25 protein-coding genes and 1 pseudogene are annotated in these 24113 nt (G+C 72.0%); 7 read left to right on the forward strand and 19 right to left on the reverse strand.

Translation table 11 applies throughout. The features are described from left to right. Positions 1 to 70: 70 nt before the first annotated feature. Together H5965_RS02385 and H5965_RS02390 are read right to left on the reverse strand one after the other, a co-directional pair. Positions 71 to 778: a maleylpyruvate isomerase N-terminal domain-containing protein gene (locus tag H5965_RS02385; protein ID WP_310967571.1), complete on the reverse strand. Its 708-nt coding sequence runs from the start codon at positions 776 to 778 to the stop codon at positions 71 to 73. Positions 779 to 788: 10 nt separating this feature from the next. Next, the gene (locus H5965_RS02390) at positions 789 to 2498 is read right to left on the reverse strand and encodes a GMC family oxidoreductase (protein WP_310967572.1); all 1710 of its coding nucleotides are present in this window, start codon (positions 2496 to 2498) and stop codon (positions 789 to 791) included. Positions 2499 to 2652: 154 nt separating this feature from the next. On the opposite strand from H5965_RS02390, the gene H5965_RS02395 reads away from it, so the two are divergent. After that, the gene (locus H5965_RS02395) at positions 2653 to 2847 is read left to right on the forward strand and encodes a DUF397 domain-containing protein (RefSeq protein ID WP_310967573.1); all 195 of its coding nucleotides are present in this window, start codon (positions 2653 to 2655) and stop codon (positions 2845 to 2847) included. On the opposite strand, the gene H5965_RS02400 is transcribed toward H5965_RS02395, so the two are convergent. From H5965_RS02400 to guaB, 4 genes are all read right to left on the reverse strand, one after another. Then, on the reverse strand, positions 2831 to 3964 hold the full coding sequence (locus H5965_RS02400; protein ID WP_013222686.1) for a GuaB3 family IMP dehydrogenase-related protein: 1134 nt from the start codon (positions 3962 to 3964) through the stop codon (positions 2831 to 2833). The two genes, H5965_RS02395 and H5965_RS02400, sit on opposite strands and share 17 nt — an antisense overlap. 76 nt (positions 3965 to 4040) lie before the next feature. Next, positions 4041 to 4304 (reverse strand): hypothetical protein, encoded by a 264-nt coding sequence (locus tag H5965_RS02405; protein ID WP_310967580.1) that lies wholly within the window; start codon positions 4302 to 4304, stop codon positions 4041 to 4043. Positions 4305 to 4306: 2 nt separating this feature from the next. Next, entirely contained in the window at positions 4307 to 4837 is a 531-nt protein-coding gene (locus tag H5965_RS02410; RefSeq protein WP_310967581.1) for a hypothetical protein, read from the reverse strand. Between the two features lie 134 nt (positions 4838 to 4971). After that, positions 4972 to 6483 carry an IMP dehydrogenase gene (guaB, locus tag H5965_RS02415; protein WP_310967583.1) on the reverse strand — a complete coding sequence of 504 codons (1512 nt, stop codon included), beginning with the start codon at positions 6481 to 6483 and terminating at the stop codon, positions 4972 to 4974. Between the two features lie 116 nt (positions 6484 to 6599). Between guaB and H5965_RS02420 the strand changes: the two genes are divergently transcribed. Beyond that, the gene (locus H5965_RS02420) at positions 6600 to 6995 is read left to right on the forward strand and encodes a DUF5319 domain-containing protein (RefSeq protein ID WP_003073549.1); all 396 of its coding nucleotides are present in this window, start codon (positions 6600 to 6602) and stop codon (positions 6993 to 6995) included. Between the two features lie 481 nt (positions 6996 to 7476). Here H5965_RS02420 and H5965_RS02425 read toward each other — a convergent pair whose 3' ends face one another. The 6 genes and pseudogenes from H5965_RS02425 to H5965_RS02445 form a co-directional block, all read right to left on the reverse strand. Beyond that, entirely contained in the window at positions 7477 to 8412 is a 936-nt protein-coding gene (locus H5965_RS02425) for an anti-sigma-D factor RsdA (RefSeq protein WP_310967586.1), read from the reverse strand. Continuing rightward, positions 8413 to 8985: a sigma-70 family RNA polymerase sigma factor gene (locus H5965_RS02430; protein ID WP_026468912.1), complete on the reverse strand. Its 573-nt coding sequence runs from the start codon at positions 8983 to 8985 to the stop codon at positions 8413 to 8415. A 376-nt stretch (positions 8986 to 9361) separates the two neighbouring features. Further along, a complete protein-coding gene (locus H5965_RS02435; protein WP_003073605.1) occupies positions 9362 to 9958 on the reverse strand; it encodes a response regulator transcription factor in 597 nt (198 codons plus the stop codon). Between the two features lie 131 nt (positions 9959 to 10089). Next, positions 10090 to 10980, reverse strand: a complete 891-nt coding sequence (locus H5965_RS02440; protein ID WP_396136872.1) for a hypothetical protein — start codon at positions 10978 to 10980, stop codon at positions 10090 to 10092. Further along, a pseudogene (locus H5965_RS46105) lies at positions 10975 to 11199 on the reverse strand (hypothetical protein); the annotation flags it as partial. The gene H5965_RS02440 and the pseudogene H5965_RS46105, both read right to left, overlap by 6 nt. 92 nt (positions 11200 to 11291) lie before the next feature. Beyond that, positions 11292 to 12197: a MerR family transcriptional regulator gene (locus tag H5965_RS02445; protein WP_396136873.1), complete on the reverse strand. Its 906-nt coding sequence runs from the start codon at positions 12195 to 12197 to the stop codon at positions 11292 to 11294. A gap of 248 nt (positions 12198 to 12445) precedes the next feature. Here H5965_RS02445 and H5965_RS02450 point away from each other — a divergent pair, with 248 nt between their 5' ends. Continuing rightward, positions 12446 to 12748, forward strand: a complete 303-nt coding sequence (locus tag H5965_RS02450; protein WP_033261506.1) for a WhiB family transcriptional regulator — start codon at positions 12446 to 12448, stop codon at positions 12746 to 12748. 114 nt (positions 12749 to 12862) lie between these two features. On the opposite strand, the gene groL is transcribed toward H5965_RS02450, so the two are convergent. Together groL and groES are read right to left on the reverse strand one after the other, a co-directional pair. Continuing rightward, complete coding sequence (groL, locus tag H5965_RS02455; protein ID WP_310967607.1) at positions 12863 to 14476, reverse strand: chaperonin GroEL; 1614 nt, start codon at positions 14474 to 14476, stop codon at positions 12863 to 12865. A 91-nt stretch (positions 14477 to 14567) separates the two neighbouring features. Then, positions 14568 to 14861 (reverse strand): co-chaperone GroES, encoded by a 294-nt coding sequence (gene groES / locus H5965_RS02460; RefSeq protein WP_004559922.1) that lies wholly within the window; start codon positions 14859 to 14861, stop codon positions 14568 to 14570. Between the two features lie 477 nt (positions 14862 to 15338). Here groES and H5965_RS02465 point away from each other — a divergent pair, with 477 nt between their 5' ends. Then, positions 15339 to 17207, forward strand: coding sequence for an N-acetylmuramoyl-L-alanine amidase (locus H5965_RS02465; protein WP_310967609.1), 1869 nt, complete (start codon positions 15339 to 15341; stop codon positions 17205 to 17207). Between the two features lie 21 nt (positions 17208 to 17228). Here H5965_RS02465 and H5965_RS02470 read toward each other — a convergent pair whose 3' ends face one another. After that, entirely contained in the window at positions 17229 to 18605 is a 1377-nt protein-coding gene (locus tag H5965_RS02470; protein ID WP_310967611.1) for a glycosyltransferase family 2 protein, read from the reverse strand. Next, positions 18602 to 19111, reverse strand: a complete 510-nt coding sequence (xrtP, locus tag H5965_RS02475) for an exosortase P (protein ID WP_310968478.1) — start codon at positions 19109 to 19111, stop codon at positions 18602 to 18604. Before xrtP ends, H5965_RS02470 begins: the two co-directional genes overlap by 4 nt. Before the next feature lie 360 nt (positions 19112 to 19471). On the opposite strand from xrtP, the gene H5965_RS02480 reads away from it, so the two are divergent. The 3 genes from H5965_RS02480 (at position 19472) to wecB (ending at position 21672) form a co-directional block, all read left to right on the forward strand. Beyond that, entirely contained in the window at positions 19472 to 20239 is a 768-nt protein-coding gene (locus H5965_RS02480; protein WP_310967613.1) for a choice-of-anchor P family protein, read from the forward strand. 11 nt (positions 20240 to 20250) lie between these two features. After that, on the forward strand, positions 20251 to 20430 hold the full coding sequence (locus tag H5965_RS02485) for an LPXTG cell wall anchor domain-containing protein (protein ID WP_310967614.1): 180 nt from the start codon (positions 20251 to 20253) through the stop codon (positions 20428 to 20430). Positions 20431 to 20526: 96 nt separating this feature from the next. Next, on the forward strand, positions 20527 to 21672 hold the full coding sequence (wecB, locus tag H5965_RS02490; protein ID WP_310968479.1) for a non-hydrolyzing UDP-N-acetylglucosamine 2-epimerase: 1146 nt from the start codon (positions 20527 to 20529) through the stop codon (positions 21670 to 21672). 227 nt (positions 21673 to 21899) lie between these two features. Here wecB and tsaD read toward each other — a convergent pair whose 3' ends face one another. Genes tsaD through tsaB form a run of 3 tightly spaced genes read right to left on the reverse strand, consistent with a single transcriptional unit; the run spans position 21900 to position 24087 of the window. After that, the gene (tsaD, locus tag H5965_RS02495; RefSeq protein WP_310967616.1) at positions 21900 to 22946 is read right to left on the reverse strand and encodes a tRNA (adenosine(37)-N6)-threonylcarbamoyltransferase complex transferase subunit TsaD; all 1047 of its coding nucleotides are present in this window, start codon (positions 22944 to 22946) and stop codon (positions 21900 to 21902) included. Further along, the gene (rimI, locus tag H5965_RS02500; RefSeq protein WP_310967618.1) at positions 22946 to 23425 is read right to left on the reverse strand and encodes a ribosomal protein S18-alanine N-acetyltransferase; all 480 of its coding nucleotides are present in this window, start codon (positions 23423 to 23425) and stop codon (positions 22946 to 22948) included. Before rimI ends, tsaD begins: the two co-directional genes overlap by 1 nt. Continuing rightward, a complete protein-coding gene (tsaB, locus tag H5965_RS02505; protein ID WP_310967619.1) occupies positions 23422 to 24087 on the reverse strand; it encodes a tRNA (adenosine(37)-N6)-threonylcarbamoyltransferase complex dimerization subunit type 1 TsaB in 666 nt (221 codons plus the stop codon). The genes rimI and tsaB overlap by 4 nt, the downstream gene beginning before the upstream one ends. Positions 24088 to 24113 lie beyond the last annotated feature (26 nt).

Here is a 24113-nt window from a genome sequence, read left to right on the forward strand (position 1 = left end):
CGGACTCCTCGGTGCCGGGAACGCCCAGTGTAGAGCGGGCGCAAGGCGTTCACCGGACGGAGCGGACCGATCACGCCCAGGCGGGAATCCGCGGCACGTCCCCTTCGAGGCCGGCGCCGTCGGAGCGCCCGCTGAGCCAGGCCAGCAGCGCCCCGGCCGACCCGCGTACGGTCGCCTTCGGGGCGGCGCCCATCGTCCATTCGAACCCGTCGGCGACCAGGCGGAGCGAGGGCAGGTGGGCACCGCGGGAGGCGATGGCGTGCTGGACGACGTCCTCGGTGAGCGGCCCGAGCAGCCCGAGCACCCGGTCCAGGTCGTATCCGCGGTCGAGGTCGGCGAGGTGGATGGCCAATTCGGACAGCCGCATCCGCGCCACAACGGCCCCGGTGACGGGCAACCCCTGCCGGTTGCGGGCTTCGCGCGCCCAGGCGTCATCCGGCATGGCGGCGGCGTACTGCTCGAAGCGCCCGGCGGAGGCGACGAAGTCGGCGAGCAGGTCGGCGGCCCCGTGCTGGGCACTGGTTTCGATGTCCCGCTCGCGGGCTTCCGGGCTGGCGTACATCGGGGTCTCGACGCCGGTGTTCGCCCAGGTCAGGAGGTTCTGCAGACCATCGGCGTTGCGGGCGACGTGCGCGAGGACGTGGGCCCGCGACCAGCCGGGCAACGCGCTGGGGGCGCGCAGCTCGGGCTCGCCGAGGCCACCGATGGCCCGCGCCCACTCGTCGTCGAGCTTCCTGACCCCGTCGAGCAGGGCGTGTGCCTTCTCGGATGCCGTCACGGCCCCGAGTCTAGGACCGGCGCAGAGCGGCGGGTGCGTCCGCCGGGACGGCCGGGTTCTTCGGCGCGATCGGCTCCAGCCGCGCGTAAGGCGCGTCCTGGGCCGGCCGCAGGTCCTCCTCGCCCTTGTTCGGCCAGAACGAGAACGCGCGCTCCGCCTGGGCCGTGATCGTCAGCGACGGGTTCACGCCCAGGTTGGCCGTGATCGCCGCGCCGTCGACCACCGACAGGCCCGGGTAGCCGAACACCCGGTGGTACGGGTCGATCACGCCCTCGTCGGCCGACGCTCCGATCGGGACGCCGCCGATGAAGTGGGCCGTCAGCGGGATGTCGAAGATCTCGCCCCACGTGCCGCCCGCGATGCCGCCGATGTGCTCGGCCGTGCGCTCGTTGGCTTCGTGGCCCGCCGGGATGAAGCTCGGGTTCGGCTCTCCGTGGCCCTGCTTGGACGTGTACTTGCGCCGCCCGAACAGGCCGCGGCGGGTGTACGTCGTGATCGAGTTGTCCAGGCTCTGCATCACCAGCAGGATCACCGTGCGCTCGCTCCAGCGGTAGCCGTTGAGCAGCTTCGCCGCCTGGATCGGGTGCTTCGCCATGAACGTGACGGCCTGCCGCCAGCGCGGCACCGGCGAGGCGCCGTCCGTCGCGATCGTCTGCAGCAGGCTCATCGCGTTGCTGCCCTTGCCGTACCGAACCGGCTCGATGTGGGTGTTGTCGTCCGGGTGGATCGACGACGTGATCGCGACGCCGCGGCTGAAGTTCCGGCTCTCGTCGACGTCGGTGCGGGCCGCGCCGATGATCGCCTCGGAGTTCGTGCGGGTCAGCTCGCCGAGCCGGCGCGACAGCCGCGGCAGCGTGCCCGTGTCCTTCATCTTGTGCAGCAGGTTCTGCGTGCCCCAGGTCCCCGCGGCGAAGACGACCTTCTCGGCCGTGATCGTCGTCCGGAACCGCTTCGAGGTCGTTCCGGTCTTCTTCAACGACACCTCGTACCCGCCGTCGATCGGCTTCACCGACGTCACCGTGGTCAGCGGGATGACATGGGCGCCGTCCTGCTCGGCCAGGTAGAGGTAGTTCTTGACCAGCGTGTTCTTCGCCCCGACGCGGCAGCCCGTCATGCACGAGCCGCACTCGGTGCAGCCGACGCGCTCGGGGCCGGCGCCGCCGAAGTACGGGTCCGCCGCCTTCTCGCCCGGCTTTCCGAAGTAGACACCCACCGGCGTCGCGTGGAACGAATCGGCGACGCCCATGTCCTTCGCGACCTCGCGCATCACGACGTCCGACGGTGTGATGGTCGGGTTCGTGACGACGCCGAGCATGCGGCTCGCCTGGTCGTAGTGCGGCGCGAGCTCGGATTCCCAGTCGGTGATGTGCGCCCACTGCCGGTCGCGGTAGAACGGCTTGAGCGGCCGGTACAGCGTGTTCGCGTAGACCAGCGACCCGCCGCCGACACCGGCGCCCGCCAGCACCATCACGTCGTTGAGCATGTGGATGCGCTGGATGCCGTAGCAGCCGACCTGCGGCGCCCACAGGTAGCGCTTGAGGTCCCACGACGTCTTCGCGAACTCGTCGTCGGCGAACCGGCGGCCCGCCTCGACGACGGCCACCCGGTAGCCCTTCTCCGTGAGCCGCAGCGCCGCGACGCTGCCGCCGAACCCCGACCCCACCACGACGACGTCGTAGTCGGGGCCACCCGCACTGGTGGTGGTGTTACTGGCAGTCACACCTGGAGCGTAACTCCGGCTCCGCGTTCTGACCAGAGGTAAGTTACTCGCCGGTTATGGTTGTCTGACGACAACAGTGGGTAATCTCAACAATGGTCGATGTCCACGTCGGCGAATCACCGCCGGTCGGGGCACAAGGGCGGGAGACACCACGATGAGCCCACGAACGCTCACCGGTTGGCGCAAGTCGAGCCACAGCCACTTCGAAGAGAACGCCTGCGTCGAGATCGGCACCGGTCCCGGCGTCGTCGGGGTCCGGGACACCAAGCAAGCGGCGCCCCGGCCGGTCCTCGTCTACTCCGCGGCGGCTTTCGCCGCGTTCCTCGGCCACCTCACCGCCGGACGGTGAGGCCCACCCGCTGGAACTCCTTGAGGTCCGAGTAACCCGTCTTCGCCATCGCGCGGCGCAGCGCCCCGAACAGGTTCACCACACCTTCCGCGTCCGATGAGGGCCCGAACAGCAGGGTCTTGAGGTCGACGGCGTAGTCGGGGCCGGCCGCCACGCGCGAGCGCGGCAGGGACGGGTGCGCCGCGGCCGCCGTCCAGTACAGGCCCTGACCGGGCGCGTCCGAGGCGGCGGCCAGCGGGGAGCCGAGCATGACGGCGTCCGCGCCGCACGCGATGGCCTTGGCGATGTCGCCCGACACCGTCATGCCGCCGTCGGCGAGCACGTGCACGTACCGGCCGCCGGTCTCGTCGAGGTAGTCGCGGCGGGCGGCCGCGGCGTCGATGATCGCGGTGGCCATCGGGACGCCGATGCCGAGGACGCGGTCGGTGCTCGTCACGCCCGGCGTGTAGCCGTGGCCGACGATGACACCGGCCGCGCCGGTGCGCATGAGGTGCATCGCCGTGCGGTAGTCGCTGACGCCGCCGGCGATCACCGGCACGTCGAGGCGGCCGATGAACTCCTTGAGGTTGAGCGGCTCGGCGTCGCGCTGGACGTGCTCGGCGGAGATGATCGTGCCCTGGACGACGAGGATTTCGACGCCGGCCGCGATCAGGTCCGGGGTCAGCTCGGCGGCGTGCTGCGGGCTGACGCGCGCGGCCACCGTGACACCGGACTCGCGGACCGTCTTGATCGCCTCGGTCAGCAGGTCGAGCCGGATCGGCGCGGCGTGCAGCTCCTGCAGCACGCGGCCGACGGCGGTCGGGTCTTCGAGGTCCTCGGCCGCGCGGACGAGCTGGAAGATGGCGTCCTCGACGTTCGCGTGCCGCGCCCAGAGCCCTTCGGCGTTGAGCACGCCCAGCCCGCCGAGCTCGCCGACGGCGACCGCGGTGCCGGGCGAGACGATCGCGTCCGTCGGGTGCGTGACGAGCGGCAGGTCGAAGCGGTAGGCGTCGATCTGCCAGGAGGTGGACACCACCGAAGACGACCGGGTCCGCCGCGACGGCACGATCTCGACGTCGTCGAGGTCATACGCCCGCCGCGCGGTGCGGCCCATCCCGATCTCGACCAGGTCCCGCACGTGAAGCCTCCTCCGACGACGACAATCTGCCGTGCCCCATTGTCGCTAGGCCGCGTGGGTGACCTGCGCACGGGGGTTAGAACAGCGGGACCACCAGCAGGACGCCCACCACCACGGCCGCCGCCGCGAGCACCGCCGCGACCACGGGACGGCCGCTGCCGGACACGAAGACCAGAACACCGCCCAGCAGCCCGGCCCCGAACAGCGCGGCGAAGAAGATCCGGAGGTCTTCGGTGTCGGCCGGCACGCGGTGCCGCCGGACCTCGATCGCGCGCACCGCCCGCCCGACTTCGGAGATCTCCAGGCACAGCGCGGCCGCCAGCAGGAATTTTCCGGACACGCTCACACCCGGACGAACACCGCGATCGGCGCCAGCAGCGCCCCCAGCGCGAGGGCCAGCCAGGTGGCCACCGGCGGGTAGACGTTGAGCCGGACCGCGCCGAAGTACACCGCGCCCAGGGCCAGCAGGCTGGCGACGATCAACAGGACCGGCCGGACCACGCCGGACCGCAGGTCGACCACGCCGCCGCCCGCGCGCAGGTAGGCGATGCTGCCGTCCGCGGTGGACACGTCGAGCGTCACCGGCTGGCCGGCCGGCAGGTCGAGGCCGGAATCCACCGCCGTGACGCGGTAGTGCCGGCCGCCCGCGGCGTCGACCTCGACGGTGTGGCTCTCCGCGTCCGCGTACCCGCCGACGGGGAGCGCGCCGCGCGTGTGGGACACCACGTGCCCTTCGACGCGGTAGGTCGGCGCGTCCCGGCCGGCCAGGGCCTGGCACATCAGGCACACCACGCCGCCCAGGAAGAGGGACACCAGGGCGACGGCCGTGAAGAACACCTTGCGCAGCACGCGGGTGAACCGGCCGGCCGTCATGCGTCCTAGTGCACACCACGGCGACCACGCCAGGCGATAGGCCGATTACGGTAAGCACGCTAGGTCACGGTGACACAGCGAGAAGCCCGCACTTCGGATCGGTTCCGAGTGCGGGCCGCGCTGCCGGCCGTGACTCAGCGGGTCGTGTAGTTCGGGGCCTCGACGGTCATCGTGATGTCGTGCGGGTGGCTTTCCTTGAGCCCGGCCGCGGTGATCCGGACCAGCTGCGCTTCTTGCAGCTGCGCGATCGTCTCGGCCCCCGCGTACCCCATGCCGGCGCGCAGGCCGCCGACCAGTTGGTGCACGACGTTGGCCAGCGGGCCGCGGAACGGGATCCGGCCCTCGATGCCCTCGGGAACCAGCTTGTCTTCGTTGAGCACGTCGTCCTGGGCGTAGCGGTCCTTCGAGTAGGACTTGCCCTGGCCGCGGGACTGCATCGCGCCGAGCGAGCCCATGCCGCGGTAGACCTTGAACTGCTTGCCGTTGACCAGGATCAGGTCGCCCGGGGACTCGGCGGTGCCGGCGAGCAGGCTGCCCAGCATGACCGTGGACGCGCCGGCCGCGATGGCCTTCGCGATGTCGCCGGAGTACTGGATGCCGCCGTCGCCGATCACCGGGATGCCCGCCGGGCGCGCGGCCTGGTCGGCCTCGTAGATCGCCGAGATCTGCGGCACGCCGACGCCGGCCACGATCCGGGTGGTGCAGATGGAGCCCGGGCCGACGCCGACCTTGATGCCGTCCGCGCCCGCGTCGACCAGCGCCTGCGCGCCCGCGCGGGTGGCGACGTTGCCGCCGACGATGTCGACCGACTCGCCCAGCTCCTTCTTCAGCAGCGAAACCGTGTCGACGACCGCGCGGGAGTGCCCGTGCGCGGTGTCGACCATCAGCACGTCGACGCCGGCCTCGGCCAGCGTCATCGCGCGCTTGTGGCCGTCTACCCCCACGCCGACCGCGGCGCCGACGATGAGCCGGCCGTCCGGGTCCTTGGTCGCCTTCGGGTACTGCTCGGTCTTCACGAAGTCCTTGACCGTGATCAGGCCGCGGAGCTTGCCCGCGCCGTCGACGATCGGCAGCTTCTCGATCTTGTGCCGGCGCAGCAGGCCGAGCGCGGCGTCCGCCGACACCCCGACCTGGGCGGTGACCAGCGGCGCCTTCGTCATGACCTCGGACACCGGGCGGCTGTGGTCGACCTCGAACCGCATGTCGCGGTTGGTGATGATGCCCACCAGCGTGCCGGCCGCGTCGGTCACCGGCACGCCGGAGATGCGGAACTTGGCGCACAGGGCGTCGACCTCGGCCAGCGTCGCGTCCGGCGCGCAGGTGACCGGGTCGGTGACCATGCCGGCCTCGGACCGCTTGACGACCTCGACCGCGGCGGCCTGCTCGTCGATCGGCAGGTTGCGCTGGAGGACGCCGATGCCGCCCTGGCGGGCCATGGCGATGGCCATCCGCGCCTCGGTGACGGTGTCCATCGCCGCGGACACCAGCGGCACGCCGAGGGTGATGTTCCGGGTCAGCCGGGAGCTCGTGTCGACGGTGCTGGGGACGACGTCGGATTCGGCCGGCAGCAGCAGCACGTCGTCGAAGGTCAGGCCGAGCATGGCGAACTTGGCCGGAACGGGGGCGGTGGTGCCGTCGCTGGTCATAGCGGGTGAAGGGCCTTCCTGGCGCGGGATGAGCGTGTCGCTGTGGCGACTCGGAGCCTTCCCCTCATGATATCCGCCGCTCCCCGCCCGCCCCGGGCGGTGGGCGGCCCGGTACCGTGCAGGCCGTGGCGCACGATGTCCTGCCTCCAGACCCGTTCGCGGACGACCCGGACGACCCGGCCCGCGCATTCGGAGACCCCGAGGACCGGCTGGACGAGCCGATCAGCGACTCCGAACGCACCGAACTGCTGGCCGATCTCTCGGATCTGGCCGTGTACCAGGCCCTCCTCGAACCCCGCGGGGTCCGCGGGATCGTGGTCGACTGCGGCGAGTGCGACGAACCCCACTACCACGACTGGCACCTGCTCCGAGCCAGCCTCGAGCAGCTGCTGGCGGACGGCCGGATGCGCCCCCACGAGCCGGCCTACGACCCGAACCCGGGCGACTACGTGAGCTGGGACTACTGCCGCGGGTTCGCGGACGGCGTGACGGCCAACGAAAGCGCGTACTGAGCGGTCCTTCGGCTGGCTGCGGGAAAGCCCTGGTGAGGTTCCTCACCAGGGCTTTTTGCTGCGGCCTCTGGCCGCCGCGCGAGCGGGGGCCGCTCGTTGCGCTGCCCGCCCGCGGGCGCGGCCGGGGCGCGCTGCTCGGCAGCGGTCATGGTCGGCGGCGGACTCGCAGCTCGGCGGCGGGGCTGCGCTTCCCGCTGCCCGACGCGGGCACGCCGCGCGGGCGGGGGGCGGCGCTCGCCGCGCGGGCGGGGGCGGCGCTCGCCGCGCGGCGAACCCGGCCCGTTGCCGGTCGCGCCGGTGCTGGTCGGCGGAGTGGGAGCCGCGGTCGGCGCCGGGCTCGCGCTGAGCGTGGCCCGCCCGCGGACTCGCCACGCTGGCGGGGTCGGCGGCGGGCTCGCAGCTCGGCGCCTTGCGCTGCGGCCAGGGCGTGCTGACCGGCAGCGGTCGTGGTGTCACTGACCGCTGCCGGGTTGGGCTGCTGTTACGGCGTCTCGCCGACGCCCTGCGACTGGCCGCCCGCGGACTCGCTGCGCGGCGTGCCCGGCTCGTTGCCGGTGGCGCCGGTGGTGGTCGGCGGCGGCGGAGTCGTTGTCGGCGGCGGGGTCGTGGTCGGCGGTGGCGGGGTCGGCGTCGGGGTTGCGCTGCCCGGCAGGCTCGTGGTTCCGCTGCCGCTGCCGGGGAGGGACGAGGCCGAGCCGGCCGGCGGGGCCTGGCTCGTCGGTGCGCCTGGCGTGGCCGACGGCAGGGACGTCTGGATCGGGCCCTGGACCGGCGCGTCCGGGTTCGTCAGCTGAGCGGCGAGCTGCCGGTGCTGCTCCATCAGCTGGTCGCGGTTCTCCTCGTCGGTGACCTGCGACAGGGCGGCCTGGGCGTCCTGGAGGGCCTGGCGGGCGGCGTCGAGGTTGCCACCGGCGATGGCGAGGTTGGCCTTTTCGAGGTCGAGCTTCGCAGTCGCGGCCGCCTCGACGGAACGGGTGTGATCGGCGTACAGGACCTTCGCGAGGCCCCACAGCGTGTCGCCGGGTTGTGCGGAGCGCGCGGCCAGCCCGGTGCCGGTGAACGCGATCGCCAGCACGGCGGCGGCGACGGCGACCGGGACGAGCAGCCTGCGGCGGCGTCCGCTCGAAGCGTGCCGCTTCGCGAGAGCGGCAGTACTGACGGTGCGCACGGCGGTGTCGACGTCGACCAGCTCGGCCAGCGGCTCGCTGTCGATGTCTCTTCGCCACGCCACCAGCAACGCGTTGAGCTCCTGGTCGCCGAGACCGTCGGCCAGTGCCGGGTCGGACCCGCCGAGCGCGTCGAGCAGCGCGTCGTCGGCCTGGACGGCCGACAGGTCGGCGGCGAACTCCGCCTCCGACGCCGTCAGGCCACTGCCGAAGACGTCGTCCGGCTCGAATCTCTTCTCGTGACCGGTCACTCAGATCACCTCCTCCGCGGCCAGGACCTTTCTCAGCCGCGCGAGGGCGCGGTGCTGGGCGACGCGGACGGCGCCGGGCGTGGAGCCGACCGCGTCCGCGGTCTCCTCCGCCGACAGGCCGACGACCACGCGCAACACCACGATCTCCCGCTGCTTGTCCGGCAGCACCTGCAACAACTGGGACATCCGCTCGTTCAGCTCACCTTGCAGCGCCCGCTGCTCGGGGCCGACCCCGCCCTCGACCTCGTCGGGGATCTCGGCCACCGGCTCGGCCCGGTTCCGCGCCGCCGCGCGGTGCGCGTCGGCCACCTTGTGCTGGGCGATCCCGTAGACGAAGGCCAGAAAAGGGCGGCCTTGATCGCGGTACGAGGGCAATGCCGTTAGCACCGCGAGACACACCTCCTGCGCAACGTCGTCCGCCGAAGCGAACGATCGCTCCTGCCTGCCAACCCGGGCGCGGCAATACCGCACTACCAGTGGACGGATAGCAGCCAGCAGCCGCTCCACTGCCTGGGGATCTCCCTCGACAGCAGCGGCGACCGGCTCATCCAGTCCATCCCCCACATTGGCCATCGCAGACAACAGTCCCAGTGTTACGTGTAGGTGGGCAAAGAACCCGGCCCGTGGTCGCCTCCACCGCGCACCGGTGACCGCTACCGTACCGTCGGCTCGCTCCGGACCGGCGCGCGCGGTGTGCCCGGGCGCGCCGCGGCTGCCGGAGCAGCGAAAGTACGGGTCGTCCTGCGAACCCGCGGTCGAGGTCGCCGATTCAACGAGCGAACGGGCCTGCGGGTACGAGATCCGCCGGAGGGGCGGAGTGGCGGGGCGGGAATCCGCCGGATCGAGCGCCGGAGCGTGATGGGGACCACATAGGTGCGGGCCAGGGCGGTGCGCCCTGGCCCGTCGTCACCTGTGAACCGGCCGTGTCAGGAACGGGGAGAGCGGCAGGTCAGCTGACCAGGCCGCGGCGGAAGCCGTGGGCGACGGCCTGCGCGCGGTCGCGCACGCCGAGCTTGCGGAACAGCCGCCGGGCGTGCGTTTTGACCGTGTCCTCGGACAGGTAGAGCTCGCGGCCGATCTGGCCGTTGCTCTTGCCCTGGCTCATCCCGCGGAGCACCTGAAGCTCGCGCTCGGTCAGCTGGACGCCCGGGTCGGACGGCTGACGGGGCGCGGGCACCGAGGTGCTCGCCAGGGTGTGGGCCAGCGCGGCGACCAGCTCCGGCCGGGACGCGTCCCAGCGGAGGTAGCCGCGGGCACCGCCGGCGATCGCGGCGGCGATGCTGCCCGCGTCGTCCGGGGCGCCGAAGACGATGACGTTCGCCTGGGGGTTGGCCGAGACGAGCCGCCGGGTGGCTTCGACACCCGTCGGGACCGCGCGTTGCGTCCCGACCAGCACGACGTCGACGGGCTGACGGGAGTACCGGGCCAGCAGCTCGTCACCGTGCGCTACGCAGTCGATGCGACTGACCCCAGGGACCGCGGACATCACTCGGGTGAGCCCTTCACGGACACTGCGTCGGTCGTCGCAGATCAAGACCGTCGTCACGGGGTTTCCTTCCTGCAGCCGGGTGACATTCCTCTTCCCCTATCGGACGCTTTAGCCCGAACCTTGACACGATCCGGTGGCTTTTTTTGAAGTTTCTTAGCCCGGATGCCGGAACACCCCATTCCGACGGCTCAACCACCCGGGACGGGGACCCATGGTGATTCCCCCGCAACCCTCCTCCCGCAAGGATCTGCGCTTCGTAACACTGCGTGCAACACCTGCGCCACTCTGAATCGATACTCCTCGGCGTGTCCTGGGCGCAGGTCGGCCGCGACGAGCGCCGCCGGCCACGAAAGTGAAAGGAGTTCGCATTCCTCCGCCGTCGCCATTGCATTTCCGACAAGGTCGTCCGAAATCTTCCGGTGATCGGGAGCGCCGGCCGCGCTCAGGGCGACGGCCAGCACAATCCCGGATTTCACGACGTGCCGCCGCGCGCCGCGGGCTTGCGCGGTTTCGAAAGCGCGCCGGGCGTGCGGGACAGCATCGGCGCCCTGACCTGCGGCGAGTGCGATTTCGGCGCCCACCCAGCCGCCGCGGACGGTGGCCCGCCACCTGGTGTCTTCGGCGGCGGCGAGCTCGGCGAGCCGGCGGGCGGCGGTGAGGCGGCCGAGGGCGAGGTTGTCGGCGGCCAGGCCGAGGAGGGCATCGGCTTTGGCGCCGGCGGCGTCGAGGCCGTCGGGGTCGGAGCTTGTCGCGGCTTCGGGACGGCGGGGGGTGGGTTTTGCGCCGGGGGCGGTCTCGCCTTCGCGGCCGGTGGCGGCTTCGGGGCGGTGGGCGGCGGCCTCCGCGTTCGAGCCGTCGGGGTCGCGGCCGGTTGCGGCGCCGAGACGAAGGGCTGCGGCCTCCGCATCCGAGGCACCGGGGTCGCGGCTGATGGCGGCTTCCGGACCGCGGGCTGCCGCCTTTGCGCCGAAGGCGGCCCAGCTCCCGGGGCGGCGGGCGGCGGCCGTCGCGTCCGAGCCCTCGAGATCGCGGCCGAGCGCACGGCCGGCGGGGTCGGGCTTGGTCTCCAGGTGGGCCACCTTGGCCAAAGCCTCGCCGTCGAGGGTGCGGGCCAGGCGGTGGCCGCCCAGCTGGCGGCGGTGCGATGCGAGGGTGCTGGCGGCGAGCGATGCCAGCACCGGGTCACCCTCTCGCCTCAGCTCGCCGAGGAGCGTCGCCGCCGCCGCGTACCTTCCCTGGGCTCCGAGGACGATGGCCGCCAGCAATTGCTCTCGCGGGCTTGCGGACCCGCGCACGATCGCGGGGTCGGGCAGCGGGTCGCTCCCGAACGCGGCGGCCCTCAGGGCGGGTTCGTGCACCCGTCCTTTCTAGCGGTTCCCACCGACAAAACTCACCGGCGCCCGCCGACCAGCACGTGCTCGATGCGGTCCGCCGCGCTCGGGAGGTCCGTCAGCAGCTCCACCTTGTCCGGCAGGCCCGCCGGGTCCCAGCCCGGGCCGCACGCGAACAACCGGCTCCGCTGACGGCCCCGCGAAACCCGGGCGAACAGGCGTGCGTCCGCCACCCCGCGGCCGTGGGCCCACAGCACCACCGCGGCCGGCGCGCTGCGGCGGACCGCCACCGCCAGCACCTCGGCCGGCAGCGGGACCCCGAACAGCTGCGCGCCGATCCGCCGCCCCGCCAGAGACGCCGCCAGCGCGTACATCGGCATCGAGTCGCGCTCGTCCGGGACGCAGCCGAGGAGGACCGGGCGGGTGTTGCGGGGCTCGTCGAGCACCGGGGTCGCGCGGACCAGGGCCGCGAACACGCACTCCGCGAGCAGGTACTCCACCTCCGCCCCCGCGCTCGCGCCGCGCCAGCGCGCCCCGAGCGCCGACAGCACCGGCTCGATCACGCCGGTCCACGCCGGGAGGACGCCGAGCTCGGCGATGGTGTCCGCGAGCATCCGCTGGACCGCGCCGACGTCCATGGCCAGCGCCGCCGTGCTCAGCCTCCGCGCGAGGCGGGAGCGGACCTCGTGACCGTCGTCCTCGACCGAAGACCCCGGCAGTTCGCCGGGCTCCTCCGGCTGCGGGGGTCCGGAGCGGGGGATCTGCTCGAGGGCGTAGCGCGCCGCCTCGGCCGTGGACGCGCCGCTCAGCAGCGCTCGCTGCATCAGTTCGAGGCGGCCGATGTCGGAGGTGCCGTAGCGGCGGTGGCGGCCGTCGGTGTGCCGGCTGGGCCCCAGCCCGTAGCGGCGGTCCCAGGTTCGGAGGGTGGACGGCGCGACCCCGAGCCGGCGGGCGACCGAGGCCACCGGCAGGGTGGGTTCTTCGGTGCCCGACCCAGCTCCCACGAGCCTCAATATCCAGGCACCCAGCGCGGTCGGCAACCGGAGGCGAAAGCCCTGCTCACACATCCGGGGGATGCCTAACGGCTGAATCGGGCCGGATCGCTTGAACAACTATTGGCGCGCTTCTAACGTTACCGCCGTTGCACCGAATGGAGTATTGGCACCACAGCAGAGCAGCTAGCGGCATCGACCGGATGACGGAGGCGGTCAGGATGGCAGACACGCGCAGGCTCCCAGGACCCAACGCCGACATGTGGGACTGGCAGCTCGAGGGGTCGTGCCGGGGGATGGACAGCGCGTCCTTCTTTCACCCGGACGGCGAGCGCGGCCCGGCGCGGGCACGGCGGGAGGCCAGAGCGAAAGCCGTCTGCCTGAGCTGCCCGGTCTTGGAGATGTGCCGCAGCCACGCGCTGGCGGTGCACGAGCCGTACGGCATCTGGGGCGGGCTCTCGGAGTCCGAACGGGAGCACATCATCAAATCGGACAAACGCGCGCTCAGCATGTCCGGCGGCTGAGCGCGCCACAGACATCGGAGGGCGGCACCGGGTGGGGTGCCGCCCTCCGTGCCCTTCGAAGCACGAAAGCGGGGCGGCACTCCGGAGGGAGTGCCGCCCCGCTTCGCCGGAAAATCAGTGCGAGTGGCCGTGGCCCGCCGCGGCGGGCTCTTCCTCGGCCGGCTTCTCGACGACCGACGACTCCGTCGTCAGCACGAGACGCGCGATCGAGGCGGCGTTCGCCACCGCGGACCGGGTCACCTTGACCGGGTCGACGATGCCGGCGGCCAGCAGGTCGGTGAGCTCGCCGGTGGCGGCGTTGAAGCCCTGGCCCCAGCCCTGCTCCTGCACCTTGTTGACGATGACCGCACCCTCGTGGCCCGCGTTGGTCGCGATCCAGAACAGCGGCGCGACCAGCGCGTCCTTGACGATCCGCACGCCGGTGGCTTCGTCACCGGAGAGGCCCAGGCCGCCCTCGAGCTCCTTGACCGCGTGGACCAGCGCCGAACCGCCGCCGGGCAGGATGCCCTCCTCGACGGCCGCCTTGGTCGAAGCCACGGCGTCCTCGATGCGGTGCTTGCGCTCGTTCAGCTCGGTCTCGGTGGCCGCGCCGACCTTGATGACCGCGACGCCGCCGCCGAGCTTCGCGAGCCGCTCCTGCAGCTTCTCGCGGTCCCAGTCGGAGTCGGTCGTCTCGATCTCCTTGCGGATCTGCGCGACCCGCCCCGCGATGGCGTCCTTGGAGCCGGCGCCGTCGACGATCGTGGTGTCGTCCTTGGTGACGACGATGCGGCGGGCCTTGCCCAGCGCGCCGAGGTCGACGTCGGACAGCTTGCGGCCGATCTCCGCGGAGATCACCTCGCCGCCGGTGACGACCGCGAGGTCGTCCAGGAACGCCTTGCGGCGGTCGCCGAAGAACGGCGCCTTGACCGCGACGGCGGTGATCGTCTTGCGCAGCGAGTTCACCACGAGGGTGGACAGCGCCTCGCCGTCGACGTCCTCGGCGATGATCAGCAGCGGCTTCTTGGCCTCGACGACCTTCTCCAGCACCGGCAGCAGGTCGGCCAGCGCCGAGATCTTCTCGCGGTGCAGCAGGACGTAGGCGTCCTCGAGGATCGCCTTCTGCTCCTCCGGGTTGGTCGCGAAGTGCGCCGAGAGGAAGCCCTTGTCGAACTGGACGCCCTCGGTGATCACCAGCTCGGTCGCCAGGGTCGACGACTCCTCGATGGTGATGACGCCGTCCTCGCCGACCTTCTCGACGGCTTCGCCGAGCAGGGCGCCGATGTTGGCGTCGCGGGAGGTCACGGTGCCGACCTGGGCGATGTTCTCGCGGCCCTTGACCGGGGTGGCCTTGGCCTTGAGGACCTCGATGACCTTCTCCGCGGCGGCCTCGATGCCGCGGCCGATCGAGGTCGGGTTGGCGCCGGCCGCGACGTTGCGCAGGCCGACCTTCACCAGCGACTGCGCGAGCACGGTCGCGGTGGTGGTGCCGTCGCCGGCGACGTCGTTGGTCTTGGTGGCGACGCTCTTGGCGAGCTGCGCGCCGAGGTTCTCGAACGGGTCGTCGAGCTCGACCTCACGGGCGACGGTCACGCCGTCGAGGGTGATGGTCGGGCCGCCGAACTTCTTGTCGAGCACGACGTGCCGGCCGCGCGGGCCGAGGGTGACCTTGACCGCGTCGGCGAGCTTGTTCACCCCGCGCTCCAGCGCGCGACGAGCGTCCTCGTCGAAGTTGATCTGCTTGGGCATAGCGTGTTCCGCTTACCTTTCTCTGGACGCAAAAACGCCCCGCTCCCCGGTGTTCTGCGGGGCCCGGGGCGTCATGCGCTGCGAGCGGACGTCAGTTGATGACGGCCAGCACGTCGCGGGCGGACAGGATCAGGTAGTCCTCACCGTTGTACTTGACCTCGGTGCCGCCGTACTTGGAGTAGATGACGACGTCGCCGACGTTCACGTCGAGCGGGACGCGGTTGCCCTTGTCGTCGATCCGGCCCGGGCCCACGGCCAGAACCTTGCCCTCCTGGGGCTTCTCCTTGGCGGTGTCGGGGATGACGAGGCCGGAAGCGGTCGTCTCCTCGGCCTCGCTCGTCTGGACGACGATCTTGTCCTCGAGCGGCTTGATGTTCACGCTCACCGGGTTGACCTCCACGGTCGTCGAAAGCGTTGGCAGGATGTGGTTACGGCTCTACCACCCCCGCCGTCGCGGGTGCCGGGGCTGTCGGGCCGTGCATTTAGCACTCTAGCCACGTGAGTGCCAGCTCCGCAAGGAGGGTCCACCCGACGGGCACGATAGCCCCCGCCGACCACCTGACCGGCGGTTATGCGCGGGCCGAACCGACCCGCCCCGCCCCCTCGTGCGGGCGGGTGACCCGACCCGTCCGCAGGAACCTCCCGATTCCCACCCCCGTTGGGACCGGCATCGGTGACGCGGGACCCGCCGCCCGCCCGGGCACCGACCACGCGGTCGCCGCGGCCCAGCACGTTTCTCCGACGAAAGACCCACCGCGCCACCCACGATCGGCGCGTGACGCACCCGCGGCCTCTTACCTCCCGGGGTGAGTTTCTGGTTAAGTTCTCACCTCTGGCACCTGCACCCTGGGGGTTCATGCCCATGTCCCACCCCGTCCCGAGAACCGCGGCCGTCGCGGCCGCCGTCGCCCTCCTCGCCGGCCTGGCCGCGGCTCCGGCGCACGCCGATCCCGCCGGCCAACGCCAACGCGACTTCGCCGCCGCCGCGAAGGAGTTCAACGTCCCGGAGAACGTCCTCCTCGGCGTCTCCTACCTCGAGTCGCGGTGGGACACCAACGCCGGGACGCCCAGCACCTCGGCCGGCTACGGCCCCATGCACCTCACCGACCTCCGCGCGGCCGGCGTCGCCGGCACGCACCACGACGAGGGCACCGAAGACGCCCGAGGCGACGACGCCCGCCCGGCCGTGCGCCCGCAGGCCGGGCCCGCTGCCCCGCCGCCCACGCTGCAGACCGTCGACGAGGCCGCGCGGCTGCTCCGAACCGACGCACAAACGCTGCGCACGAACCCCGCCCAGAACATCCGCGGCGGCGCGGCCCTCCTCGCGAAGTACAATACCGACGGCAACTGGTACACCGCCGTCGCGCGCTACAGCGGCTCCACGGACCAAGCCGCGGCGCAGACCTTCGCCGACGAGGTCTTCGACACGATCAAGGCCGGCACCACCCGGACCACGGACGACGGCCAGCAGGTCACGCTGGCCCCGACGCCCGACGTCGTCGTCCCGCAGCACGCCGACCGGACGCCGGCCGGCGTCGAGTGCCCGCGCCGGGTCACCTGCGAGTCCGTCCCGGCGCCGTACCAGGAGCTGCCGAAGGACGACTACGGCAACCACGACCTCGCGAACCGGCCCGAGAGCCAGAAGATCGACCACATCGTCATCCACGACACCGAGGGCTACTGGGCCAACGTCCTCGACCTCGTCCGGGACCCGACGTACGTCAGCTGGCACTACACCATCCGGTCGGCCGACGGCCTGATCGCCCAGCACGTGCCGACCAAGGACGTCGCCTGGCACGCCGGGAACTGGTACGTCAACGCGAAGTCCATCGGCATCGAGCACGAGGGCTTCGCCGCGAAGGGCACCTGGTACACCGAGGCCATGTACCGCGCGAGCGCGAAGCTCGTCGGCTACCTCGCGCGCAAGTACGGCATCCCGCTCGACCGCGCACACATCATCGGGCACGACAACGTGCCGGGCACGGTCCCGTCGACGATCGCGGGCATGCACTGGGACCCGGGCCCCTACTGGGACTGGTCGCACTACTTCGACCTGCTGGGCGCGCCGCTCGGCGGGTTCGGCCTGCCCGGCTCGTCGCTGGTCACCATCGACCCGGACTTCGCGAAGAACCAGCCCGCGTTCACCGGGTGCGACAGCCCCGGGACGCCGTGCACCCCGCGCGGCTCGGAGGCCGTCGTGCTGCACTCGGAGCCGAGTGAGTCCTCGCCGCTGCTGGTCGACGTCGGCCTGCACCCGAAGGGGACGCCGTCGACCATGGACGTCTCCGACGTCGGCAGCCGGGTCGCGACCGGGCAGCGGTACGCCGTCGCCGAGGTCCGCGGTGACTGGACGGCGATCTGGTACCTCGGCCAGAAGGGCTGGTTCCACAACCCGCGCAACGCCCGGGTCGCGAAGCCCGCGATCGGCTGGGTCGTGACGCCGAAGCCCGGCCTCGCGACCGTGCCGGTGTACGGCCGCGCCTACCCCGAGCCGGAGGCGTACCCGGCCGGCGTCACCGTGCAGGCCATCACGCCGCTGCCGTACACGCTTTCCGCGGGCCAGAAGTACTCCTCGGGCGGGACGGTCGGCTCCGAGTACTACTGGGCGACCACCTTCGACCCGGCCGGCCACGTGGTGGTGAAGGGCAAGCTCAAGTACGTCCAGATCCAGTTCGGGCACCGGATCGCCTTCGTCAAGGCCGACGACGTCCGGATCGTCCCGGCGTTCTGACCGCTCCGGTGGAGGTCGCGCTCACGCGTCGAGCGCGACCTTCACCCCGGCCGCCTGCTCGGTGTTGCGGCGCGTCTTCGCCCAGCCGTTGCGCCCGCGGACGAGCCGGAACAACGCGCGCCACGACGTCACGTAGAACGTGTAGATGTACGCGGCGTAGGCGAAGCCCATCCCCAGCCCGCGCAGGATATTCTTGCTGCGCAAGCACTTCAGCTGGTAGATCGGGCCCCAGACGAGGAACGGCAGCAGCCCGAACGAGCCGTAGATGGCGAACAGGATCCAGGCGCCGCCGGTGAACCACGTCCACATCTGCGCCGGGTCGCCCGCGGTGCCCACCACCAGCAGGACGAACGGGATCGGGTACAGCAGCGAGCCGAGCAGCTGCAGCCACGGCTGGGCCAGGTAGTACATCATCTCCGCCGCGCCGAGCGTGCTGACGTGCGGGGAATCCCAGATCCGCCGGAGGTACCGGGCGCACTGCATGGTGCCCTGGCCCCACCGCGTGCGCTGCACGAGGAACCGCCGCAGGCTGTACAGACCTTCCTGCGACACGTGGGAATCCGGGGTGAACCCGGTGCGCCAGCCCGCGGTGAGCAGGTGGACGCCGAGCTCGAAGTCCTCCAGCAGCGAGCCACGCCACGGCTCCCCGGCGTCGCCGGCGATCGAATCCAGCGCGGTGAGGCGGGTGAACTGGCCGTTGCCGCCCATGGAGATCGTGCCGGTGAACCCGCGGGACGTCTGGATCGCCGCGATCGCCGTGCGGAACTCCAGGTCCTGCAGCTGCGCGAGCTTCAGGCCGAACCAGCGGCCCACCGGGTTGCGGCCCGGCGGCGGGGTGTCGGCGTTGCCCATCCACACGTCGAGCTGCACCGCGCCGATCCCCGGGTCGCCGAAGAGGTGGTCCGCCGCGCAGACCTCGAGGCAGTTCGGGGCCGGGCGGCCGTCGGCGTCGACGACCACCACGACGACGTCGTCGCGGCTCGCGTCCGGGCCCATCCAGTCGTTGAGGGCGCGGTAGGCCGCGTTGAGCGCGTCGCCTTTGCCGGTCCGGGCTTCGGGGCGCACGCGCGGGACCAGGTGCAGGTACGGGTCGTAGCCGCCGTGGCGCCGCCACAGCATCCGGACCACGCGGGCGGTGCGGTCCTCCGAGTCGTCGTCGACGACCCAGACGTGCGCCCGGCGGAAGTTCGTCCGCAGGTAGCGGACGGTTTCGCGGATCACGGTCTGCTCGTCGCGGCACGGCACGAAGAAGTGCCAGGTGAAGCCGTCCGGGTCGCCGGCCGGGCCGGGCTTGCGGCGCAGGTACGGCACCACGATCACCACGACGTAGACGAGGAACGCCACGCTCATGGTCAGCGCGAACGCCTGCGTGATCGCCAGCAGGACCTTGACGCTCATGCCTTCTTCTTCCGCGTGGCCAGCCAGACGAACAGGACGATCGAAACGGCGCCGCCGAACACGCTGACCATCGAACCGAGCAGCGTGTGGCCCCAGTAGTAGCCCTCGTCGGTGCCGAAGGCGTGCACGAGCCCGACGATCGTCAGAATGCGGAGCTGGTTCACCAGTACGACGACGAGCGCCGAAATGCCGAGCGAAAAGAACAGGCGCCGCGCATTCGACGGCCGGAAGTACAGCATGACCATCGTCACAACGAGCAGCGGGAGCAAAAGGAACGCCGACGAACATTCCGGCGTCATTCTCAACCCGAACGGAGCAGCGCTCGTCAACCCAAAGTAAACAGATTCCCGATCGGGTACCACATAGCCACCCGATGTAGTGAACAGATCGAGGATGGCGCCGGCGAGCCGCACTTCCAGTTCGCGGTAGAACCGCTCGGCCAGCACCACCACGACCCCCGCGGCGGCCAGCGCACCCAGCGCCGCGACCAGCGGAAACCGTGCCATTCCTGAGTTCGGAGCGCTCGCTACCGCCACGACGTTCCTCTCGGTGTCGATTTCCCGATCAAGTTGCGGGCACCGGCGAGCGTAGGACATGTGTGCCGCCCGTTTCCACCCGGAGGGGTGGAAACGCCGCCCCAATCGGCTGGACCTTCGCCGAACTTGTTCCGCCGATCGAGTGATGCCGAAAACGACCAGCGGAAACAGCGGCAAGCCTTACCCGATCCGGTGATTCGGGAAATTATGTGTGCTATTCGGCGCGGTCTTCGCGATAGTCGATCCGCGTGCCGAGTCGAGGCCAGCGAGTTCGATCCGCGCCGCCGTCACGCACCCCGGATAAATCCAGCGAATTCGGAGGACCACTTGATGAAGAGCTCCCTCGTGCGCCGCGGCGGCCTGCTCGCCGCGGTCGTGGCGAGCGTCGTGCTCGCCGGCGCGGCCCCCGCTTCGGCGGCCCCCGGCGACGGGTCCGCGTACGGCGTCAAGGTCGACGTCAAGCTGCTCGGCCAGGAAGCGGTGAAGGCGGGTCCGTTCGCGGCCGCGAGCACCGCGGGGCCGGCCAGCAGCAGCCTGGCGAAGGTCGACCTGAAGGGCGTCCTCACCGCCGGCGCGATCAACACCGAGGCCGAGCGCGACGAGAATTCCGGTGCGGTGACGGCGAAAGCGAGCACCGCCGACGTCGGGCTGCCGCTGCTGAAGGCGGCGCTCGGCAACGTCGGCATCAAGCTCGTCGAGGCCGTCTGCACCGCGACGCAGAAGGGTGTCGAAGGCAGCACGAAATTGGTCGGCGCGAACCTCGGCAGCGTCGGCGCGGTCGACGCGGCCCCGGCGGCGAACACGCAGATCAAGGTCGGTCTCGGCGACCTCAACGTCGCGACGATCATCCTCAACGAGCAGGTGAAGAACTCCGACGGCAGCCTCACCGTGAACGCCGTCCACGTGAAGCTGCTCGGCGGCGGGCTCAAGGCGCTCGGCTCGGGTGACGTGGTCGTGTCGTCGGCGACCTGCGGCCCGGCCGCGCCGCCGATGCCGCTGGCGTCCGGCGCCGGGCTCTGGATCGGGCTCGGCCTGCTCGGCGCCGTCGCGGTGCCGGTCGGGACGCGCATCTTCCGCCGTCGTTCCGCGCAGGCCTGAGCGAGGTCCGGATGTACAAGATGCCGGGCGCCGGAGTCGGCGTGGCCGGTGGCGGGGTCGGGACCCTCGCCGCCACCGGTGCCGACATCGGGTGGTGGCTGGCCGTCGGCGTGCTGCTGGTCCTGCTCGGGACCGTCGCGCTGATCGCCGTCCACCGCCGCAACCGCCGTCTCTCCCGGGCGCGGGATTGAGGAAGCGGGCCGCCGGCGTGTGCCCCTCGCACGCCGGCGGCCCCGCGGGTCGAAATTTGCTGGACACTGAGTGATGTGGAGAAGGGGCGACGCGGGGTGGACGTGATGTTGCTGGCCGGGACGCGGCCGGAAGCCGTCAAGCTCGCGCCGCTGGCCCTGGCGCTGGCGGCGCATCCGGTGCTGCGCCCGGTGGTGGTCCACAGCGGGCAGCACCCGGGCATGGTCGAGCAGGCCCTGGAGCCGTTCGGGCTGGCCGTGGACGCGTGGCTCGACGTGCCACCGCGGGTGACGGGCAGCCAGGCCGAGCTGGTGGCGGGCCTGTTGCCGGCGCTCGACGACGCGCTGCGCCGCCACTCCCCGGCGGCGCTGGTCGTCCAGGGCGACACGACGACGACGCTCGCCGGCGCCCTGGCGGCGTTCTGGCTGGGCATCCCGGTGGTCCACTTGGAAGCGGGGCTGCGCACGCACGACCTCGCGGCGCCGTTCCCGGAGGAGGGCGCACGGCAGATGGTGTCCCGCATCGCGGCGCTGCACCTGGCCCCGACCCTCGGCGCGGCGGCGGCGTTGCGCTCGGAAGGCGTTGCGCGGCAACAGATCGCGGTCACAGGCAACACGGTGGTCGACGCGGTGCTGGAGATCGCGGCCCGCGACCTGCCGGCCCGCGACACCGCCCTGGCGCTGCTGGAGATGGAACTCGCGGAGGCCGGCGAGCGGCTGGTGCTGGTGACGTCCCACCGCCGGGAGTCCTGGGGCGAGCCGTTGGAGCGCACCCTGGCGGCGGTCCAGCTGATCGTGGCCGAGCACCCGGACGTCCAGGTGCTGTTCCCGGCGCACCCGAACCCCCAGGTCCGCGCCCAGGTGGAGGCGGCGCTGGCCGGCCTCCCCCGGGTGACGGTGACGGACCCGCTGGAGTACCCGGACCTGGTCCGGGCGCTGAGGCTGGCTTCCCTGGTCCTGACGGATTCGGGCGGCATCCAGGAGGAGGCCCCGACGTTCGGCACCCCGGTGGTCGTGCTGCGCGACGTGACCGAGCGCGCGGAGGTGGTGGAGGCGGGCTGCGCGTGGCTGGCGGGCACGGACACGCCCCGGATCGTGGACCTGGCGGCGCGCCTGCTGAGCGGAGAGTTGCGCCCGGCCCAGGTGGGCAACCCTTACGGGCAGGGGAATGCGGCGGCGCTGGCGGTGGCGGCGATCGAGGAACTGCTGGGCGTACGGGCCGTGGCCCCGGCGACGGCTTCGTAGCGCGAACCCGCCCCACGGCAATACCCCGCACGGCAACCCGCCCGCGGCAGCCTCGCCAACCGGACCACGACACCCACACCCCCCGCAACCCCGATCCGAAGCCACAACACGGCCGACGGCGCCGGGTCAAGGCACGCTTTCCCGCCTTGACGCGGCGCCGTCGGCCGTAGTCACAATCAGGCTTCGGGGTGGCGGGGAAAGCCGGCTCACCCTCGGCCTCCCAGTAACTACAGCGACACCACGTTCACCGGCAACGCCGGGTTGGCGCTGAACTCCAACGGCGCCGTCGGGCGCTTCGCCGCCACCACATGCGCGCCCAACGCCGCGATCATCGCACCGTTGTCCGTGCACAACCGCGGCCGAGGCACCCGCAACGAGATCCCCGCCGCCGCGCACCGCTCCGCCGCCAACTCCTTGAGACGCGAATTCGCCGCCACGCCACCGGAGATCACCATGGTGTCGATCCCCTGCTCCTCGGCCGCGCGAATCGCCTTGGCCGTCAGCACGTCCGCGACAGCCTCCTGGAACGACGCCGCGACGTCGTCCACGGGGATCTCCTCGCCCCGCCGCGCGGCACCCTCCACCCAACGCGCCACCGCGGTCTTCAAACCGGAGAAGGAAAAGTCGAACGCAGCATCCCGCGGGCCGGTCATCCCACGCGGGAACGCGATCGCCGCCGGATTCCCGTTCTTGGCCGCCTTGTCGATCGGCGGCCCACCCGGGTACGGCAGGCCCAGCACCCGCGCGACCTTGTCGTACGCCTCCCCCGCCGCGTCGTCCACAGTGGACCCGAGCTCGGTGATCGACGACGCGATGTCGTCGACGCGCAACAACTGCGTGTGCCCACCGGAAACCAGCAACGCCAGGCACGGCGTCGGCAACGGGCCGTGCTGCAGCGTGTCCACCGCGATGTGCCCGGCGAGGTGGTTGACGCCGTACAGCGGCACGTCCAGCGCCGTCGCGTACGCCTTGGCCGCCGAGACGCCGACCAGCAGCGCGCCCGCCAGGCCCGGCCCGGCCGTCACCGCGATCGCGTCCACATCGGACATCGACAGCCCGGCCGTGGCGAACGCCCGCTCGGTCGTCGGGACCATCGCCTCCAGGTGCGCGCGGCTGGCGACCTCGGGCACCACGCCACCGAACCGCGCGTGCTGCTCCACGCTGGAGGCCACCTCGTCGGCCAGCAGCTCGACCGTGCCGTCGTCGTGCAGGCGGACCAGGCCGACGCCGGTCTCGTCGCACGAGCTCTCGATGCCCATGATGATGCGTGCCATCAGCCCGCCACCCCGTCTCGCGTCCGCGCCGGGCGGACCATCGTGTACGCGTCGGCGCCGGAAGGCTGGTAGTAGCGCTTCCGGATGCCGAGCCGTTCGAAGCCGTGGCGCTCGTACAGGCCGAGCGCGGTCGTGTTGTCCGTGCGGACCTCGAGGAACACCGGTGCCTCGAACTCGTCGGCCCGCGCCAGCAGCGCCTGCAGCAGCGCCTTGCCGATGCCCTGGCCCTGGTGCTCGGGCGCGACGCCGATGGTGTGCACGGTCGCCTCGTATTCGCCGCGGCGGCGCCCGACGACGGCCAGCCCGGCGTACCCGAGCAGCTCGTCGCCCTCGTCCGGGCGGGCGGCCAGGTAGAAGTTGCCCGCGTCCAGCTCCGAGTGGAAGGCGCGGGCGCTCCACGGGTCGTCGCCGGGGAACAGGATCTTCTCGATCTCCACGCACCGGGCGATGTCCATGCGGCGCAGCGGCTCGAGTCTCACGGAGCGGTCACCCGTTTCGGCGCCGCGGGCTCGGCGGCGTCGGGGCGCCGCAGGTACAACGGCGTCAGCGGGCCCGGCGGCTCCTTCGCCAGCAACGCGGCCTGCGCGACCTTCACCAGCCCGGCGGGCGACGGGAAGCGCGGCTCGACCGGCCGGACGCCGAGCGCGTCCGCGTACAGCAGAGCACCGTCGCCGGCCGCCACCTCGATGTCCGTGCCGAGGTCGGCGGGCCGCTGGACGTGCGGGCCGTCGGTGCGGCGCCCCTGCGCGTCGTAGGCGGCCCAGTAGACCTCGCGGCGCCGGGCGTCGGTCAGCACGAGGAAAGCGTTGTCCCCCGGCGGGACGTCGGCGGCCAGCGCGTCCAGGCTGCAGACCGGGTACACCGGGATGCCGAGCGCGTAGCCGAGCGCGGCGGCGGTGGCCATGCCGGCGCGCAGGCCGGTGAACGGCCCCGGCCCGACGCCGGAGACGATCGCGTCGAGGTCCTTGAGGGTGACGCCCGCGGCTTCGGCGGCAGCCAGCGCGTGCGGCGTGATCAGCTCTCCGTGGGCGCGGGGGTCGACCGTGACACGGTCACCGCGCGTCTCGACCAAGCCGCCGTCCAGCGCGACGACGCCCGCGGTGACCGCCGGGGTCGAGGTATCGATCGCCAGTACCAACACGGTGTCCCAGCCTACGACCAGCGCCT

Source organism: Amycolatopsis sp. 505 (assembly GCF_031625235.1).
Taxonomy (GTDB): domain Bacteria; phylum Actinomycetota; class Actinomycetes; order Mycobacteriales; family Pseudonocardiaceae; genus Amycolatopsis.